The organism is Micromonospora sp. NPDC049201 (assembly GCF_055586805.1).
Genome location: NZ_JBVJHM010000005.1, coordinates 339,151 through 356,550, shown reverse-complemented (window position 1 = coordinate 356,550; position 17,400 = coordinate 339,151). Strand labels below are relative to the sequence as shown.

The window sequence follows — 17,400 nt, the reverse complement described above, 5'->3', positions numbered from 1 at the left end:
CTGGGCAGGCTACCGGTCGCCCTGCCGGTGCCGGCGGACCATCCCGGCGGCCAGCGCCGCTTCGTCCAGGTCACCGGCGGCGACGCGACCGGCGACGGTACGGCGCACCAGCCGGTCGGCCAGGCCCGGCGCGTGCCGAGCCATCGCCAGTTCCAGCCGGCCGCGTCGGGTGGTGGCCACGTCCCGGGGTGCGCGGCGGGCGGCGGCGGCGCGCAGGATCGCCGTGACCACGCCCTCGACCGGCTCCGGCCGGGACACGCCGCGCAGCGACAGGCCGGCCGCGACGGTGCTGTCGTGGATCGGGGAGTCGACCATGCTGGGGTAGACGACGGTGACCCCGACGTGGGTGCCGACCTCGTGGCGCAACGCGTCGGCGTACGCGACGAGCGCGCGTTTGCTCACCCCGTACGCGGCCGCGAGGGGCAACGGCAGCACGGCCATCCGGCTGGCCACGAAGATCACCCGACCGTGGGCGGCCTCCAGGGCGGGCAGCGCCGCGGCGGTGGTCCGCCACGCGGCGAGCAGGTTCACCTCGATCTGCCGGCGTACCAGATCGTCGGGGGGCAGTTCGGCGGGGGCGGGCCCGCCGACGCCGGCGTTGTTGATCAGCAGGTCGAGCCCGCCGAGCCGGGTGACGGCGGCGGCCACCGCGTCGGGGGTGGCCGCCGGGTCGGTCAGGTCGACGCCGAGCACCGGTGGTGTGGCGTCGACGTCGGCGTGCAGGTCCAGCCCGACGACGTGCGCGCCGGCGGCGGTCAGCGCGGCGCCGAGGTGTCGACCGAACGTGCCGCGGGCGCCGGTGACCAGCACCCGCCGGCCGGCCAGCGCGTTCACCGGGCCGCTCCGGCCCGGCGCCGGCCGGCGGCCAGTTCCCGGCGCAGCTCGGCCAGGTAGGCGTCGAAGTCGACGCGCATGTGCGGCCGGCGGTGCCCCCAGCGGGCGGTCGCGGCGTGCAGTTCGGCGCGGCAGGCGGCGACCTGCCGCGCCGGTTCCGGTGGTGTCCAGGTGCCGGCCAGGCGGGCGGCGACCAGCCGGGCCTGCGCCTCCAGCAGCGGAAACGCCGCGCCGGTGGACTGCATGAGCCCGACGAACGCCAGCCCGGGGGCGTCGAGGTGGAACACGTGCCGGTACAGCGGCAGCCGGTCGGCGCCGTCGCCGAGCAGGTCGGCGTCGAGGAACGGCACGGCCACCCGGTAGCCGGTGCACCACACCACCAGGTCGACGGCGTCGACGCGGCCGTCGGTGAACTCGACGCGGTCGCCGGCGAAGCGGGCGATGCCGGGCCGGGCGTGGATGTCGCCGTGGGTGAGCCGGGACAGCAGCGCGTCGGAGAGCGTCGGGTGGTCCTGGAGGAAGCCGTGTGTCGGGGCGGGCAGTCCGTAGCGGGTGGGCGGGCCGACGACGGTGGTGAGCATGCGCTGGCTGATCCGTTGCCGCAGCCGCCAGGGCAGCCGGCGGGCCAGCGCCCCGTTGAGCGTGTCGGCGGGGCGGCCGAGCAGGTACTTGGGCACCACCCAGACGCCGCGGCGCAGCGACAGCAGCGTGCGGGTGGCGGCGTACGAGGCGTCGACGGCGATGTCCATGGCCGAGTTGCCGCCGCCGACCACGAGGACCCGCCGGCCGGTGAGCTGTTCCGGCCCGCGGTAGTCGTGGCTGTGCAGTTGTTCGGCGGCGCACTCGCCGGGGTAGGGGTCGGGTCGGTGTGGCGCCCGGTTGTGCCCGTTGGCCACCACCACGGCCTCGACGTCGACCTGCACCGGGCCGTCCGGGCCGGTGGCGTGCACCCGCCAGCCGTCGCCGGCGCGGGCGACCCGGTCGACGGTGTGTCGCAGCCGCACCGCCGCGCGCAGGCCGAACCGGTCGGCGTAGTCGCCGAGGTAGCCGGCGACGCGGGTGTGGTCGGGGTAGTCGGGCCAGTCCGCCGGCATCGGGTGGTCGGCGAACTCGGTGCGTGCCTTGCTGGTGTTGAGGTGCAGCGTCCGGTAGGCCGGGGAGCCGGGCGCGCCGTACACCCAGAGGCCGCCGACGGTGTCGGTGGCCTCGAACGCGACCGCCGGCACGCCGACGTCGGCCAGTGCCTTGAGCGTGGCCAGTCCGGCCGCGCCGGCGCCGACGACCGCCACCCTGGGTGCTGCCATGCCCGCCTCCACTAATCCAACGACTGCTGGATAGTCCCCGGCGGTGGTGCCCCGGTCAAGGGGCGGCCGGCGGGTAGAGCCCGTCGAGGAGGCGGTGCACGAACGCGCGGAACTCCCGCCGCTCCCGCGCCTCGGAGCCGGCGCCCGCGGCCAGCGCCACCACGTGCCCGTGCACCGCCCAGACCAGGCTGCGCACCGTCACGTGCGGAGCCGGCTCGACCAGCGCCCCGGCCGCCGACGCGGCGACGAGCAACTGCTCGACCTGCGCGTACAGCGGGGCGGCGTAGCGCCGGTCCAGCTCGGTGTGCCGCCGCGGCTCCAGCCAGCGGCGCAACCACAGCGCGGTGGTCTCCGGCCGGTCCTCCAGGAAGTCCACGAACACGTCGACCAGGTCGTGCAGCGCGCGTACCGCATCGGCGGGCCCGGCGGCCAGCGCGGCGCGGGCGCGGTCCCCGGCCGCCTCCACCGCCTCCCGTTCGGCGCTGAACACCCGCGCGAAGCAGGCGTCGTAGAGCTGCGCCTTGGTGCCGGTGTGGTGGGCGACGGTGGCCACGTCGACGCCGGCCGCGGCGGCCACGTCGCGCACGCTGACCGCGTCGAAGCCCCGCTCGGCGAACAGCGCGGTGGCGGCGGCGAGCACCAGGTCGCGGGTCGGTCGCTGGTCGTCGCGGCGGGGCCGGCCCGGCCGGCGACGGGGCATGGTCATCCGGCCATTGTTCCCCCTACAATCCAGCATCCGTTGGATTGGGGTGGGCGTGCCCCGGAGCAGGAGGCGGCGATGACCGGGGTGGACCCGCGGCGCGACACCGGCGCGCTGCCCCGCGGCCCGCTGGCCGGGTTCGCCGCCGGCTCGCTGGGCATGGGCGTGTGGATCACCGTGCCGGGGCTGCTGCTGCTGTACTTCCTCACCGACGTCCTCGCGGTCGCGCCGTGGCTGGCCGGGCTGACGCTGCTGCTGCCGAAGGTCGCCGACGTGCTGCTGCACCCGTGGATCGGGCACCGCTGCGACGTCGAGCAGGCCCGCCGCGGCCACCGCCGGCGGCTGCTGCTGGCCGGCTGCGCGTTGCCGGCGGCGTTCGCCGCCCTGTTCGCGGTGCCCGGCGGCCTCGCCGGCGCGCCCGCCGCAGCCTGGGTGGCGGTGTGCTTCGTGGCCGGCAACCTGCTGTTCGCCGCCTACCAGGTGCCCTACCTGGCCACCCCGGCGGACCTGCGGATCGGCTACCACGAGCGGACCCGGCTGATGGCGTTCCGGATGGTGGTGCTCACCCTCGGCATCCTGGTCTCCGGGCTGCTGGCGCCGCTGCTGGCCGGCGGCGACGACGCCACCCGCGCCGGCTACCTGCGGATGGCCGGGGTGCTGGCGGCCGGAATGCTCGCCGCGATGCTGGTCGGGGTGGCGGGCATCGGCCGGCTGCGCCGCGCGGCGGGCGACCCGACGCCGCGGCACGCCACCGGCGGGTGGCGGGCGCTGACGGCGAGCCTGCGGGACCGGCAGTTCCGTCGGCTGGCCGGCGCATACCTGGCCATGTCGACCACCACCCACCTGGTGCTGGCCGGGGTGCCCTACTACGCGCGGTACGAGCTGGGCCGCGCCGGGCTGACCACGGTGCTGGTGGCGGCGTTCGTCGCCCCGGCGCTGCTGGTCACGCCGGCCTGGTCGGCGCTGGCCCGGCGGGTCGGCAAGCAGCGTGCCCTGCTGGCCGCGCAGGCCGCGTTCGCGGCCGGGTCGCTGGTGCTGGCTCTCGGCCGGGCCGCCGGCCTGCCGGTGCTGGTCGCCGCCGTGGCGGTGCTCGGGGTGGCGTTCGCCGGCATGCAACTGCTGCCGTTCTCGATGCTGCCCGACGTCATCCGCGCCGCCGGCGCGCCACGCGCCGGCACCTACACCGGCGTGTGGACCGCCACCGAGGCCACCGGCGCGGCACTCGGCCCGTACGCGTACGCGTTGTGCCTGACCGCCGGCGGGTTCGTCGCGTCGAGCGCCGGGGAGACCGTCACCCAGTCGGCGGGCGCCCTCACGGCGCTGCGCTACGGCTTCGGGTTGCTGCCCGCCGCCGTGATGGTGGTGGCGGTGCTGCTGCAACGCCGGTACACGCTCGACGGCGCGGCCCGCGCCGACGCCGGCCACTAGACTTCGCCCCCGATGGACGCCACTTCGCCCCCGACGGACGCCGAACCCGCCACCGAGACCCGCCCCTGCGCCCACTGCGCCCGGGAGGTGCCGCAGCGTGTCGGCGCGGGCCGCCCGTTCCGCTACTGCCGGGACAACGACGGCGCCTGCCAGCGGGCCGCCCGCAACTCGCGGATGCGGCACCGCAACGCCCCCGGCCTGCCCGGGCAGGTGGCCCGCACCTGGGAGGCGGTGGACCGGCTCGACCAGATCGTGGAGACGCTCACCGACGCGCTGCACGCCGAGCTGTCCCCCGCCGGCGTGGAACGGCAGCTCGCCGAGCTGCGCGCCGAAACGTCGGCGCAGGTCGCGGCCGCCCACGCGGAACGCGACGACGCCCGCCGCGACGCCGAGGACGCCGCCGCGTCGGCCACCCGCGACCGGCAGGACGCGCGGGCCGCGCGCACCGACCGCGACGCGGCCCGACAGCGCGCCGACGCCGCCGAGACGGCGACCCGCGCGGCCGTCGAGCGGGCCGACGCCGCCGAGACCGCCCGCGACGCCGCCCGCGCCGAGGCCGGCGCCGCGCAGGCGTTGCGGGTGCAGGCCGAACGGGACCGCGACGCCGCCCGCGCCGAGCTGCGGACCGTGCGGGCCGAACGCGACGCCGAACGGCAGCGGGCCGCCGAGCTGACCGCCGACCGGGACACCGCCCGCGCCGACGCCGAACGCGCCACCCACGCTGCGGCCGAGGCGCTGGACCGGGCGCAGCGGGCCCGCGCCGACGCGGACGCGGCCCGCGCCGACGCCCAGGCCGCCCGGGCGCAGGCCACCGAGGACCGCCGGGCGGCGCGGGCCGCCGCCGAACGCGCCGACGCGCGGGCCACCGACGCGCAGCGGGCCCGCGCCGACCGGGAACGGGCCGACACCGCGCGCGCCGAGGCGGTGGCGGTGGCCGACGCGGCCCGCGCCGAGGCGACGGCGCTGCGGGCCGAACGGGAGGCGCTGGCCGCCGAGCTGGCCGAGGCCCGGCGGGCGGTGGGCGTCGCGCAGGCGCGGGCCGCCGAGACGGCGGCGCGGCTGGCCGCGGCGGACACCGACCGCGACGCCGCCGAACGGCGCGCCGGGCAGCTCGCCGACCAGGTCAGCGACCTGGCCGGCGCGCTCGCGCGGCTCGGACGTCCCACCTGACCGGATTGCGGCCGGGGGCGCTCGCGCGGCTCGGAGGTCCCGCGCCGGTTGACCGGCCACGCAGCGGGACGGGGCAGCGCGGCACCGGCCGGCCGGGCGAGGATCACGGCATGGGAAAGACGCATGAACGCATCGACGGCCGGTTGCGGGAGTTCATCGAGGCGCAGCCGATGTTCTTCGTCGCGACCGCCCCGTTGTCCGGCGACGGCACCGTCAACCTGTCACCCAAGGGGCTGCGCGGCTGCCTGGCGGTGCTCGACGCGCACACGGTGGCCTATCTGGACTTCGCCGGCAGCAACGCCGAGACCATCGCGCACCTGCGGGAGAACGGCCGGGTCACGCTGATGTGGTGCGCGTTCGCCGGCCCGCCGAACATCGTGCGGGTGCACGGGCGCGGCGAGCCGGTGTTCCGCGACGACCCGCGCTGGCCCGACCTGCTACGGCACTTTCCCGACATCGACCCGGGCCCGCACGGCCTGCGGGCGGTGATCGTGGTGCGCGCCGAGCTGATCCGCGACACCTGCGGCTACGCGGTGCCGCTGATGAGCTACGACACCGACCGGGACCTGCACGGGCGGCGGTTCGCCCGGGAGGACGACGCGTCGCTGTCGGCGTACTTCGCCGGCAAGGACCACGTCGCGACCAGCATCGACGGGCTGCCCGGCCTGCCACTGCCGTTGCCGCCCACACCGGCGGTGTGAGCCGTCCGGCGCTGGGCCGGCTCGCGGTCGCCGGTCAGTGGATGCCGGCCATCAGACCGCGGATCTGTCGGGTGAACATCACCGCGGCCACCCCCAGCAGCACCGACGCCAGCCCGAACGTCAGGAAGTACGCCGACTGCGACCAGTTCTGCGCCAACCGGGCGACCTGACCGCCGATCGCGTCGCCGACGGCGGTGGCGAGGAACCACAGGCCCAGCATCTGGCTGGCGTACTTCACCGGGGCCAGTTTCGTGGTGGCCGACAGGCCCACCGGGCTCAGCGACAACTCGCCGGCGACCTGGATCGCGTACACCGCGACCAGCCACCACGGGGAGACCAGGCCGCCGCCGACGGCGGCCTGCGCGGCGGCGGCCATCAGCACGAACGACAGGCCGTTGAGGACCAGGCCGACGGCGAACTTCGTCGGTGTCGACACCCGGTGGCCCAGGCGCAGCCACAGCCAGGCGGCCAGCGGCGCGCCGATGATGATCAGGATCGGGTTGACCGACTGGAGCCAGGACGCCGGGAACGTGAACCCGGCCACGTTCCGGTCGGTGCGGTCGGCGGCGAAGATGTTCAGCACCGAGCCGGCCTGGTCGTAGATCAGCCAGAACGCGGCGGCGAACACGAACAGCCACACGTACGCCTTCATCCGGCGGCGTTCGGTGCCGCTGATCTCCCGGTCGGTGAGGATCCGCGCGAAGTAGCCGACGGTCACCAGCACGGTCACCGCGGTGAGCAGGTTGACCACCGTGTTCACGGTGAACCAGCCGGTCAGCAGCAACCCCAGCAGGACCACCAGCAGCACGGCGGTGACCGCGCCGGCGCGGGTCAGCGCCCGCCTCCGGTCGGCGCCGAGCAGCGGGTCGGCCGGTCGGGCGCCGGCGTCGCCCAGATTGCGGCGGCCGAGCACGTACTGCGCCACGCCGAAGGTCATGCCGACGGCGGCCGCCCCGAACCCCAGATGCCAGTTGATCTTCTCGCCGAGGAAGCCGGTGATCAGCGGCGCGATGAACGCGCCCAGGTTGATGCCCATGTAGAAGATCGAGAAGCCGGCGTCGCGTCGCGGCGAGTCCCGCTCGTACAGGTCACCGACCATGGTGGAGATGTTGGGTTTGAGCAGGCCGGTGCCGAGCACGATCAACGCCATGCCGGCGAACACGCTCCACCCGGTGGGCACCGCCATCACGTAGTGGCCGGCGGCGATCACCACCCCGCCCCACAGCACGCTGCGCCGCGCCCCGAGCAGCCGGTCGGCGACCCAGCCGCCGGGCAGCGCCATCAGGTACACCATCGCGTTGTACGTGCCGTACACGGCGTTGGCGGTGGACTCGCCGACGCCGAGACCGCCGTCGGCGACCGTCGCGGTCAGGTACAGCACCAGGATGGCCCGCATGCCGTAGAAGCTGAACCGCTCCCACATCTCGGTGAGGAAGAGGGTGGACAGCGCCCGCGGGTGACCGAAGAAGGTCCGACCCGCGGGCGGTCGGGCCCCGACCGGCGCGTCACTGCTCATCGTCACCTCCGGCACGCATGGTGGGTAACATCCCCGGTGACGGGCGAAACACTCCAGCCGATTCGGGCGGCTGCCCCGGCCGGTTACCCTTGACGCTCCCGACCCGCGCACGGCCCGACCGACGCGGGTGGGGAATGGGCGGGCGGTGACCGGCCGTTACACCTGAGGACCAGCACCACGAACGAGGGGAAGTCGATCATGGGCGAGCGTATGCTGCGCGGTAGCCGGCTGGGCGCGGTCAGCTACGAATCCGACCGCAACACGGAGCTCGCGCCGCGTCAGACCCGCGAGTACCTGTGCGCCAAGGGCCACCAGTTCGAGGTGCCGTTCGCCGTCGACGCGGAGGTCCCCACGACCTGGGAGTGCAAGTTCGACGGCAGCGTCGCCCGGCTGGTCGACGGCAACGAGCCGGAACAGAAGAAGGCCAAGCCGCCGCGTACCCACTGGGACATGCTGCTGGAGCGGCGGTCCATCGCCGAGCTGGAGGACATCCTCGCCGAGCGGCTCCAGGAGGTCCGCACCCGCCGCGGGCGCGCCTGAGCACCGACAACATCGAAGCGCCCCCGGGGATGACCTCCCCGGGGGCGCTTCGTCACGTCCGCGACGATCTCAGCGGTCCACGATCTCACCCTCGATGGCCGGGCCCGGCCGCGGCGACTGCCCCGCCGGCGGCGACTGCGGCGACGGGGCCGGCGCGGGCTGCGGCGCACCCGGATACACCCGCACCCGACGCGGACCGAACAGGTCACCGGCGACCATCGACGACACCCGCCGCTCCGCGACACGGCGCACCCCACCACCGGCGAGGCGCCGCAGCGGCGGCACCAGCAGCAACAGCCCCACCGCGCCGCTGACCAGCCCCGGCAACGCCAACAACAGCGCACCCACCAGCCCCACCAGGCCGTCGGTCACCTGCGGCCCCGGCGGCTGGCCGGCCTGCGCGGCGGCCCGGAACCGCCGCCACGCCCGCATACCCTCCCGGCGCAGCAGCACCAGACCCAGCAACGACGCCGCGAACACCAGCAGCAGCGCCGCGCCGAACCCGACGGCCCGCCCGACCAGGACAAAAACGGCCAGCTCCAGCAGCGTCAGCAGCAACAGAGCCAACGGTACGAATTTCAGTCCTCGGCGCATCTCACCTCATCGGCCCGCACGTGTCGTCACGCCCCTCCAGCATGACACGCCCCCGCTCACGGCCACCGGGCCAACGCGTCCGGGCGGCCCCGCACCGCCGCCCGACGGTCCCGCACCCCCCACCGGGTGACCCGCCACAACGCCTCCGCCACGATCAACGGACTCATCTTGCTGTCGCCGTGTTCCCGCTCGGCGAACGTGATCGGCACCTCCACGATGCGCACCCCGGCACGGTGCGCCAGCCGGGACAACTCCACCTGGAACGCGTACCCCTGCGACCGCACCGACCCCAGGTCGATGGCGTCCAGCACCGCCGACCGGTACACCCGGTAACCGCCGGTGGCGTCGCTGACCGGCATGCCCAACGCCACCCGCGCGTACAGGTTGCCGACCCGCGACAACAGCAGCCGCCGCCACGGCCAGTTCACCACCCGCGCGCCGCGCGTCCACCGCGAACCGATCACCACGTCGGCGTCGCGGGCGGCGTCCAGCAGCGCCGGCAGGTCCTCCGGGGCGTGCGACCCGTCGGCGTCCATCTCCACCACCGCGTCGTAGCCGCGCTCCCGCGCCCACCCGAACCCGGCCAGGTAGGCCGCGCCGAGACCGTCCTTGCCGGGCCGGTGCAGCACGTGCACCTGCGGGTCGACGCCGGAGATCGCCTCGGCGATGCCGCCGGTGCCGTCCGGGCTGTTGTCGTCGGCGACGAGCACGTCCACCGCGGGCGCCGCCACGCGGACCCGGGCGACGATCCGCCGCACGTTGTCCGCCTCGTTGTAGGTGGGGATGACCACCAGGACCCGCCCCACCCCGGGATGGCCGGCTTGCGCACCCACCGTCGTACCGCCTCTCCTCGGCTCAGCCGGGGACGACCTCCCGGCGTCGACGCGCCACGCCCGCGCCGAGCAGGGCCGCGACCGCGAACGCCGCGAACGCCACCTCCGGCCACGCCCCGACCACGGTGGCCGGGGTACGCCCGTCCCCGAGTCGCATCTGCCGCACCACCACCTCGGCGGTGTTGAACCCGGTGGCACCGTCTACCCGCCCGTCCGGGGAAACGAACCCGGACACCCCGACCGTGGAGGCCATCAACGCGGCACGGCCGTGCTCGACGGCCCGCAGCCGCACCATCGCCAACTGCTGGCGGGCCTCCGCCACGTCGAACGTGGCGTTGTTGGTCTGCACCACCAGCAGTTGCGCGCCGCCGGTGACGGTGTCCCGCACGATGCCGTCGTAGGCGACCTCGAAACAGATCACGTCGCCGAGCGTGGCCACCCCGGCGTCCAGCACACCCGGCCGGTCACCGGGCACGAAATCGGACCGCACCCGGTCGACCTCGGCGCTGACCTTCCGGGCGATCGCCCGCAGCGGCACGTACTCGGCGAACGGCACCGGATGCCGCTTCGTGTACACCTGGCCCAGGTCGGGGCCGCCGCCGGGCCGCCACAGCAGGCCGGCGTTGCGGACCTGACCCGGGCCGGGACCCAACAGCACGGCGCCGACCAGGATCGGCGCGCCGATCGCGTCGGCGGCCTGCGAGATGCGGTAACCGGCCCCCGGGTTACGCAGCGGGTCGATGTCGCTGGAGTTCTCCGGCCACACCACCAGGTCGGGGCGCTGCGCCTCGCCGCGCCCGACCCGCTCGGCCAACTCGACGGTGGCGTCGACGTGGTTGTTGAGCACCGCCTGGCGTTGGGCGTTGAAGTCCAGCCCGAGACGCGGCACGTTGCCCTGCACGATCGCCACGGTCACGGTGTCCCCGCCGCCGCGTACCCCGACCGGGACGGCCGCCCCGGCGGCCAGCAACGCCACCAACACGGCGGTCAGCCCGGCGACCCGCCGCCACTGCCCCACCGGGCGGCGCCAGTCCCGCCACGCCACGGCGAGCAACAACCCACCGGCGAGCGCCACGGCGAACGTGACAAGCGGCGCGCCGCCGAGCGCGGCCAGCCGCAGCAGCGGCGAGGTGTCCTGGCTGAACGCCAGCCGCCCCCACGGGAACCCACCGAACGGCGTGCGGTCGCGCAGCGCCTCCTGCCCCACCCACAGCACCCCGGTCAGCAGCGGCCACCCCACCCGCCACCGGTCGGCCAGCGGCGACACCCAGGCCGTCGCGGCACCCAGCAGCGCCAGGTAGCCGGCCTGCAACAGCGACAACAGCGCCCACGGCAGCCAGCCGGTGTGCAGATTCGTCCACTCCAGCAGCGGCGCGAACAACGCCACCCCGGCCAGGAAACCCAACCCGGCGCCGGCACGCAGCCGCCGCCGGTGCGCCGCGGCGGCCAGCAACGCCACCCCGACCGGCGCGAGGGGCCACAGCCCGTACGGCGGGAACGCCAACAGCAACGCCAGCCCGGCCGACACGGCAGCCGGCACGGCCAGCCTCAGCGGCAGCGGACGCGCCACGGCGCCCGGGTGGCGTGCCCCGTCGGTGGCACGCGGCTGTTCCCGGTCGAGCGTCGTCACCGGCACCTCACCACGATCACGGGCCGAAGGCTACCCGGCCGCCCCGCCGACCTGCCCGTAGGTGGCCCGCTGACGGAAATCGGGGCGCGGCCCAAGCCGCGCCCCGATGCTCCCAGGCCCTCCCCGGCCGGTGGGGCGAGGACGATCGGCGCCGACCTTCGGACCGACCGGACGTGGACTGGCTGCCCCCGCCTGGCCGTTGTCTACTGGCCGTTCCTCTCACCCTGCCCGTACACCGGTAACCGCGACCGGTTCGCGCCGCCCCGCCGACCCCCGCCCGCTGGACCTGGCCGCCGCAACCTTCCGGTCGCTCGGCCAGCGGACGAGAGGACGAAACGAACAACAGCCGCTTCCCGTGGTAGGACTCAAAGACGGTACGGCGTGCACCCCCGTCGCTGTCAACCCACCCGGGCCTGTCGTGTGTTGCGCCACGGCGTGTCGCGTCGGCGCGTCTCGATACGCCGACAACCGACAGGGCCCGCCGGCGGAAGGCTCAACCGGCCAGATGCCGCCGCAGCAACGCCACCGCCACCCCCGGATGATCACCGGCGAGCAACCCACCGGCAGCCAACACGTAGTCCACGTCGACGACGGCGCGCGCCGCCCGCGGCAGCGGCCACCCCCCGGCGTGGTCACCGAGCACCGCGGCGAGCACACCGGCGGCGTCGACCGGCGCGGCGTGCCGCAACACCCCACCGGAACCGACCATCACCTTCACGTCCCGCAGATCCCGACCGGCGCGTTCACCGGTCGCCGCGCCCCGGGCATGCCGACGCAACGCCACCGTCGCGGCCAACCCGGCGATCCGCCGCTCCACGGCCCGGTCGGCGTCGTCGACAGGCAGGAACCCGGGATCCGCGGCCCGCACCGCCGCCGCAGCCGCCAGGGCGTCGGCCTCCCCCACCGCGAGCAGCCGCTCCTCGACGGCGGCCCGGACCACACCCGGGGCACTCCACCGCATCCCCAGATCCCCCTCGACGGTACGGGCCCGCCACAGCGTGCCGGCGACCTCCTGGCCGGGACCGCTGTCCCGCTCGTCGGGAGTGAGCACCGAATAGACATCGGTGGTGGCGCCACCGACGTCGACGACGGCCAGGTCCCCGCCGAGCGCGTCGGCCAGAACCTCCACCCCGGTGAGCACCGCATCCGGCGTCGCGGCCCGCACCAACCGGGCGAAACGACCCCCGCGGGACAACCTCTTACCGCCGATGACGTGCCGCAGGAACACCTCCCGGATCGCCGCGCGGGCCGGGCCGGGCCTCAGCACCCCGATCCGCGGCAACACATTGTCCGCGGCGGTGACCGGCACCCCCGCCGCGGACAACACGGCACCCAACTCGCCCCGCACGTCGACGTTGCCGGCGAGCACCACCGGCACCCGCCAGCGCGCCCGCGCCAACCGCGTCGCGTTGTGGGTGAGGGTGTCCGCGTCCCCGCCGTCGGTGCCACCGACGAGCAGCACCACATCGGGCCGGGCGGCACGCAACGCCGCCAGGTCGGCCCGCCCGAGCCGCCCGGCGGCCACGTGCACCACGTTCGCCCCGGCGGACAACCCGACCCGCCGGCCCGCCTGCGCCGTCACCAGCGGCTCGTAGCCGACCACGGCCAGCCGCAGACCACCCCCCGCCGACGAACACACATACCAGGGCACGTCCCCACCGACCAGCCCGGCGGTGGCCGCGCCCACCGCCGCGTCCAGACCGTGCAACACGTCGGTGCCCACCGTGGTCGGCGCGGCCGCCGCACCGACCAGCCGGGCACCGTCGAGGTCCACCACCGCGGCCTTCGTGTACGTCGACCCGACATCCGCGCAGACGGCGAGGTTCACGCGCCGCTGCCCTTCGTCAGCGACCCCGGGCACCGCACAACCATGCTCACGCCGCTGGGGGGACAACCACCGTGCCGGTGGCGGTGACCGCCACGACCGGCTCGGCGAGCACCTCGGCGGCCGACTCACCCCGGTCGGGGCGGCCCCGGCACACCACCCGCGCGGCGAAGTCGATGGTGCGGCTGCGGGTCCCGACCCGGATGACGGTCGCGACCACCTCCAACACGTCACCGGCCCTCATCGGCGCCCGGAACTGCACATCGGAGTAGGACGCGAACAACCCCTCGTCACCGTCGGTACGGATGCACACCTCGGTCGCCACATCCCCGAACAACCCCAACGCGTACGCCCCGTCCACCAGGTTCCCGGCGTAGTGGGCGTGCGAGTACGGCACATACCGGCGGTGCGTGACGGTCAACCCCACCCGGGGATCCTGCTCGCTCAACTGCTCGCCTTCCTGGAAGTGATCAACGCGTGCACGAGGTAACTGGCCACCTCACCCGGAGTCGTCCCGCGACCGAAGATCCGGTCCACGCCCAACTCGTCGGTCATGGTCTCGTCGAAACGCGGCCCACCCACGATCAACAGGGGCCGCTTCCCGGCCGGCATCGCCTCCCGGAACGCCGCCGACATCTCCCGCGTGTTGTGCAGATGCGCGTCACGCTGCGTCACCACCTGCGACACCAGCACCGCGTCGGCCCTCTCCTTCCGGGCCGCCTCGACCAGCTCCGGCACACTCACCTGCGCACCCAGGTTGCTGACCCGCAACTCCCGGTAGTACTCCAGACCCTTCTCCCCGGCGATGCCCTTCACGTTCAGGATCGCGTCGATGCCCACGGTGTGCGCGTCCGTGCCGATACACGCCCCGACCACCGACAACTTGCGACGCATCCGCTGCTTCACCACCGCGTTGACCTCCTTGGCCGACAGCAGCGGAAAGTCCCGCTCCACCACCTGCACCCTGTCCAGGTCCACCAGGTGGTTCACCCGCCCGTACACCACGAAGAACGTGAACCCGTCCCCGATCGGCTTGGCGTGCACCAGCATCGCCGGATCCATGCCCATTCTGTTCGCCAACTGCACCGCGGCGCCCTCGGCCCGCTTGTCGTGCGGCACCGGCAACGTGAACGACACCTGCACCATGCCGTCACCCGTGGTGTCCCCGTACGGCCGCACCACCGACTTCCCCGTCATGCGGGCTGCTCCAGGATCTCCGTCGCCGGGTTGTAGTAGTCACCCTCGTGCCGCGCCACCCCGTCCAGACCCTTACCCCGGTCCGCCGGCCGCTTCATGATCCCGAACGTGCCCTCGGCGATCGCCGTCAACAACGACTGCTCCCCGATCCGCTCCAACAACTCCACCGCCTCACCCAGCACCCGATGCGCCCGCTGCTGGATGAACCCGCCCGGCGCCGGCACGAAATCCTCGTGCAACCCACCCGCCGCGCCCAACACGTACCGCACGTTCTGCAACGCCACGTCCCGGTCCGACAACCACGGCGTCACCACCGCCTCCGTCATCATCCCCACCAGCAGAATGCCCTGCCCCGTCATGGTCCCCACCAGGTTGAAGAACCCGTCCAACAGGTTCCCCCGGAACACGTCCCCGGTCATGTGCTTCGTCGGCGGCATCCACTTCAACGGCGCGTCCGGGAACAACTCCCGCGCCAACAACGCGTGCGCCAACTCCAACCGGAACGACTCCGGCACATCCGGATTGATCTCGAACGCGTGCCCCAGCCCCAACAACCCGTCCGACAACCCCGCCTCGTGCGCGAAGAACTCGTTGAGCAACTGCGACACCGTCACCGTGTGCGCCTCGTCCACCGCGTCCGCCGTGGTCAGGTAGTTGTCCTCACCGGTGTTGATGATGATCCCCGCCCGCGCGTGCACCTGCCGCGAGAACCGCTGATCCACGAACGTCCGAATCGGGTTGATGTCCCGGAACAGAATCCCGTACATCGAGTCGTTGAGCATCATGTCCAGCCGCTCCAAGCCGGCCAGCGTCGCCATCTCCGGCATGCACAGCCCCGACGCGTAGTTCGTCAACCGCACGTACCGGCCCAACTCCCGCGACGTCTCGTCCAACGCCGCCCGCATCAACCGGAAGTTCTCCTGCGTCGCGTACGTGCCCGCGAAACCCTCCCGGGTCGCCCCCTCCGGCACGTAGTCCAACAACGACTGCCCCGTCGACCGGATCACCGCGATCACGTCCGCGCCCGCCCGCGCCGCCGCCTGCGCCTGCGGAATGTCCTCGTAGATGTCCCCCGTCGCCACGATCAGATAGATCCACGGCCGCTGCTTCGGATCCCCGTGCCGCCTCACCAGCCGATCCCGCTCCGCGCGCCGCCTGTCGATCTGCCGGATCCCCGCCGCGACCGCCTTCCGGGCCGCCCGCCGCGCCGCCGTCGCCGCCTTGCCAGACGGCACCCCGAACCGCACCGACCCCGCCGCCGCCTTCTGCGCCAGCAACGTCACATCCGAGACGCCCTCCCGCGCCAACGCGTCGAACACCGGCACCGCCACCCCGTGACCCAGACCCACATCCGCCACCACGGCGTCCACCAGCCGGTTCACCCACGGAATACCGTCCGGGTCCGCGCCCGACACCCCGGCCAGCCGCAGCACCGCCCGCTCCACCGACACCGTGGTGTGGCTACGCGCCAGATCCACCACCGGCTGCCCCGCCCGACGCGCCAACTCCCGCGCCCGCGACACCAGCACCGGATCCAGCCCAAGCTTCCCTGTCACGAAGACCCTTCCTGATAGATCACGTCACCGCGCAACACCGTCGCCCGACACACCGGCAGCGGCGTCGGATCATCCGGCCCCCGCAACTCCGGATCCGCCGCCAACAGCACCGGCAAACCCCGCTCCACCCCGGCCGGCGCATCCCACACCGCGAACGTCGCCGGCGCCCCCAACGCCAGCACCCCCTCGCTGTCCAGATGCACCGCCCGCCACCCACCCCGGGTGTGCGCCGCGAACGCCGCCCGCACACTCATCCGCTGCGACGGATTGTGATGCGCCGCCGCCGCCCGCACCGACCCCCACGGATCCAACGGCGTCACCGGCGAATCCGACCCGAACGCCAACGCCACCCCCACCCCGTGCATCGCACCCATCGGATTCGACTCCAACGACCGGGACAAACCCAACCGCGACTCGTACATCCGACCCGCGCCGCCCCACAACCTGTCGAACGCCGGCTGCATCGACGCCACGATCCCGAACTCCACGAACCCGGCGATCAACCGCTTGCTCATGATCTCCGCGTGCTCCACCCGGTGCCGCGCCGCCCGCAACCGCTCCGTGCCCACCCGCTCCGCCGCCGCCGCGAACCCCGCCAACACCGTGCCGATCGCCGCGTCCCCGATCGCGTGGAACCCGCCCTGCATCCCGTGCGCCGCACAGTCAAACAAATGATCACGAACCTGCTCCGCCGACACGTACCCGTGCCCACACGCCCCCGGCTCCCCGTCCAGATACGCCGCCGACACGTGCGCCGTCCGCGACCCCAACGCCCCGTCCGCGAACAGATCCCCACCCGCACCCACCGCACCCAACTCCCGGGCCTTCGCCGCACCCGACAACTCACCCCAGTACCCGTACACCTCCGGCACCCCGGCCCCCGAGATGCCCAACAACCCGGTGAAATCCTCCTCATCCGAAATGCCCGGACCACCACACTCGTGCACCGCCGCGATCCCCAACGACGCCGCATGCCCCAACGCCCGCCGCTGCGCCGCCACCCGCTGCGCCCGCGTCACCGACCCGAACGCCGCCGCCCGCACCACATGATGCGCGTCCCGCCGCAACCAACCCGACGGGTCGTACCCCGCCACCGACGACACCTCCGGACACGCCGCCAGCAACGCCGCCGACACCAACGCCGAATGAATCGACGCCTGCGACAGATACACCCGCCGCCCACCCGCCGCCCGATCCACCGCCGCCGCGTCCGGCACCACCGGCGTCACCCACGTCGACTCGTCCCACCCGTGCCCCAACACCACCGCGTCACCCGGCAACCCCGCCGCGAACGCCGACACCGCGCCCAGCAACTCCCCGGCCGACCGCACCCCCGACAGATCCAGCCCCGACAACGCCAGACCGGTATCCGTCGCGTGCACGTGCGCGTCCACGAACGCCGGCGTCACCAACGCGCCGTCCAACTCCACCACCCGGTCCGCCGACGGCGCCTCCGCGTCCGCACCCAACCAGGCGATCCGCCCGTCCCGCACCAACAACGCCGTCGCGCTCGGCTCGGCCGGACAATGCAACACTCCACCGCGGTACAGCGTCGAGGGATTCGTCATGACC

General features: G+C 74.2%; 16 protein-coding genes. 4 read left to right on the top strand and 12 right to left on the bottom strand.

All coding sequences use genetic code 11. The annotated features are described in order from the left end of the window. Window positions 1-9: 9 nt before the first annotated feature. Genes ACZ6O5_RS13555 through ACZ6O5_RS13545 form a run of 3 tightly spaced genes read right to left on the bottom strand, consistent with a single transcriptional unit; the run spans window position 10 to window position 2,844 of the window. A complete protein-coding gene (locus ACZ6O5_RS13555; protein ID WP_465977033.1) occupies window positions 10-834 on the bottom strand; it encodes an SDR family NAD(P)-dependent oxidoreductase in 825 nt (274 codons plus the stop codon). Next, window positions 831-2,138, bottom strand: a complete 1,308-nt coding sequence (locus tag ACZ6O5_RS13550) for a flavin-containing monooxygenase (RefSeq protein WP_465977031.1) — start codon at window positions 2,136-2,138, stop codon at window positions 831-833. The genes ACZ6O5_RS13555 and ACZ6O5_RS13550 overlap by 4 nt, the downstream gene beginning before the upstream one ends. 55 nt (window positions 2,139-2,193) lie before the next feature. Then, on the bottom strand, window positions 2,194-2,844 hold the full coding sequence (locus ACZ6O5_RS13545) for a TetR/AcrR family transcriptional regulator (protein WP_431934396.1): 651 nt from the start codon (window positions 2,842-2,844) through the stop codon (window positions 2,194-2,196). Between the two features lie 72 nt (window positions 2,845-2,916). Here ACZ6O5_RS13545 and ACZ6O5_RS13540 point away from each other — a divergent pair, with 72 nt between their 5' ends. The 3 genes from ACZ6O5_RS13540 to ACZ6O5_RS13530 all read left to right on the top strand — a co-directional run bounded on the left by ACZ6O5_RS13540 (window position 2,917) and on the right by ACZ6O5_RS13530 (window position 6,137). After that, complete coding sequence (locus tag ACZ6O5_RS13540) at window positions 2,917-4,266, top strand: MFS transporter (RefSeq protein ID WP_465977029.1); 1,350 nt, start codon at window positions 2,917-2,919, stop codon at window positions 4,264-4,266. 12 nt (window positions 4,267-4,278) lie between these two features. After that, complete coding sequence (locus ACZ6O5_RS13535) at window positions 4,279-5,436, top strand: hypothetical protein (protein WP_465977028.1); 1,158 nt, start codon at window positions 4,279-4,281, stop codon at window positions 5,434-5,436. A 110-nt stretch (window positions 5,437-5,546) separates the two neighbouring features. Then, complete coding sequence (locus tag ACZ6O5_RS13530; protein WP_465977027.1) at window positions 5,547-6,137, top strand: pyridoxamine 5'-phosphate oxidase family protein; 591 nt, start codon at window positions 5,547-5,549, stop codon at window positions 6,135-6,137. 34 nt (window positions 6,138-6,171) lie between these two features. Here ACZ6O5_RS13530 and ACZ6O5_RS13525 read toward each other — a convergent pair whose 3' ends face one another. Then, window positions 6,172-7,653, bottom strand: a complete 1,482-nt coding sequence (locus ACZ6O5_RS13525) for a peptide MFS transporter (protein WP_465977025.1) — start codon at window positions 7,651-7,653, stop codon at window positions 6,172-6,174. Window positions 7,654-7,851: 198 nt separating this feature from the next. Between ACZ6O5_RS13525 and ACZ6O5_RS13520 the strand changes: the two genes are divergently transcribed. Beyond that, window positions 7,852-8,193 carry an RNA polymerase-binding protein RbpA gene (locus tag ACZ6O5_RS13520; RefSeq protein ID WP_007460094.1) on the top strand — a complete coding sequence of 114 codons (342 nt, stop codon included), beginning with the start codon at window positions 7,852-7,854 and terminating at the stop codon, window positions 8,191-8,193. Between the two features lie 69 nt (window positions 8,194-8,262). Here the strand turns inward: ACZ6O5_RS13520 and ACZ6O5_RS13515 are convergent, their stop codons facing one another. The 8 genes from ACZ6O5_RS13515 to ACZ6O5_RS13480 all read right to left on the bottom strand — a co-directional run bounded on the left by ACZ6O5_RS13515 (window position 8,263) and on the right by ACZ6O5_RS13480 (window position 17,396). Next, complete coding sequence (locus tag ACZ6O5_RS13515) at window positions 8,263-8,787, bottom strand: FxsA family protein (protein WP_465977023.1); 525 nt, start codon at window positions 8,785-8,787, stop codon at window positions 8,263-8,265. Between the two features lie 56 nt (window positions 8,788-8,843). Continuing rightward, entirely contained in the window at window positions 8,844-9,620 is a 777-nt protein-coding gene (locus ACZ6O5_RS13510; RefSeq protein ID WP_465977021.1) for a polyprenol monophosphomannose synthase, read from the bottom strand. Between the two features lie 22 nt (window positions 9,621-9,642). After that, window positions 9,643-11,190 (bottom strand): apolipoprotein N-acyltransferase, encoded by a 1,548-nt coding sequence (gene lnt / locus ACZ6O5_RS13505; RefSeq protein WP_465977240.1) that lies wholly within the window; start codon window positions 11,188-11,190, stop codon window positions 9,643-9,645. 553 nt (window positions 11,191-11,743) lie between these two features. After that, complete coding sequence (locus tag ACZ6O5_RS13500; protein WP_465977238.1) at window positions 11,744-13,078, bottom strand: glutamate mutase L; 1,335 nt, start codon at window positions 13,076-13,078, stop codon at window positions 11,744-11,746. A gap of 46 nt (window positions 13,079-13,124) precedes the next feature. Further along, window positions 13,125-13,523 carry a 3-aminobutyryl-CoA ammonia lyase gene (kal, locus tag ACZ6O5_RS13495; protein WP_465977019.1) on the bottom strand — a complete coding sequence of 133 codons (399 nt, stop codon included), beginning with the start codon at window positions 13,521-13,523 and terminating at the stop codon, window positions 13,125-13,127. Next, the gene (gene kamE, locus ACZ6O5_RS13490; protein ID WP_465977017.1) at window positions 13,520-14,272 is read right to left on the bottom strand and encodes a lysine 5,6-aminomutase subunit beta; all 753 of its coding nucleotides are present in this window, start codon (window positions 14,270-14,272) and stop codon (window positions 13,520-13,522) included. Before kamE ends, kal begins: the two co-directional genes overlap by 4 nt. Further along, on the bottom strand, window positions 14,269-15,828 hold the full coding sequence (kamD, locus tag ACZ6O5_RS13485; RefSeq protein ID WP_465977015.1) for a lysine 5,6-aminomutase subunit alpha: 1,560 nt from the start codon (window positions 15,826-15,828) through the stop codon (window positions 14,269-14,271). Before kamD ends, kamE begins: the two co-directional genes overlap by 4 nt. Then, complete coding sequence (locus tag ACZ6O5_RS13480) at window positions 15,825-17,396, bottom strand: amidohydrolase (RefSeq protein WP_465977013.1); 1,572 nt, start codon at window positions 17,394-17,396, stop codon at window positions 15,825-15,827. The genes kamD and ACZ6O5_RS13480 overlap by 4 nt, the downstream gene beginning before the upstream one ends. Window positions 17,397-17,400: the final 4 nt, after the last annotated feature.

Excerpts from the sequence above, each read along its gene's own strand:
- kamE (WP_465977017.1), bottom strand. The coding sequence starts at position 14,272 with ATGACGGGGAAGTCGGTGGTGCGGCCGTACGGGGACACCACGGGTGAC.
- ACZ6O5_RS13520 (WP_007460094.1), top strand. The coding sequence starts at position 7,852 with ATGGGCGAGCGTATGCTGCGCGGTAGCCGGCTGGGCGCGGTCAGCTAC.
- ACZ6O5_RS13545 (WP_431934396.1), bottom strand. The coding sequence starts at position 2,844 with ATGACCATGCCCCGTCGCCGGCCGGGCCGGCCCCGCCGCGACGACCAG.
- ACZ6O5_RS13480 (WP_465977013.1), bottom strand. The coding sequence starts at position 17,396 with ATGACGAATCCCTCGACGCTGTACCGCGGTGGAGTGTTGCATTGTCCG.
- ACZ6O5_RS13535 (WP_465977028.1), top strand. The coding sequence starts at position 4,279 with ATGGACGCCACTTCGCCCCCGACGGACGCCGAACCCGCCACCGAGACC.
- ACZ6O5_RS13515 (WP_465977023.1), bottom strand. The coding sequence starts at position 8,787 with ATGCGCCGAGGACTGAAATTCGTACCGTTGGCTCTGTTGCTGCTGACG.
- ACZ6O5_RS13525 (WP_465977025.1), bottom strand. The coding sequence starts at position 7,653 with ATGAGCAGTGACGCGCCGGTCGGGGCCCGACCGCCCGCGGGTCGGACC.
- ACZ6O5_RS13540 (WP_465977029.1), top strand. The coding sequence starts at position 2,917 with ATGACCGGGGTGGACCCGCGGCGCGACACCGGCGCGCTGCCCCGCGGC.
- ACZ6O5_RS13530 (WP_465977027.1), top strand. The coding sequence starts at position 5,547 with ATGGGAAAGACGCATGAACGCATCGACGGCCGGTTGCGGGAGTTCATC.
- ACZ6O5_RS13550 (WP_465977031.1), bottom strand. The coding sequence starts at position 2,138 with ATGGCAGCACCCAGGGTGGCGGTCGTCGGCGCCGGCGCGGCCGGACTG.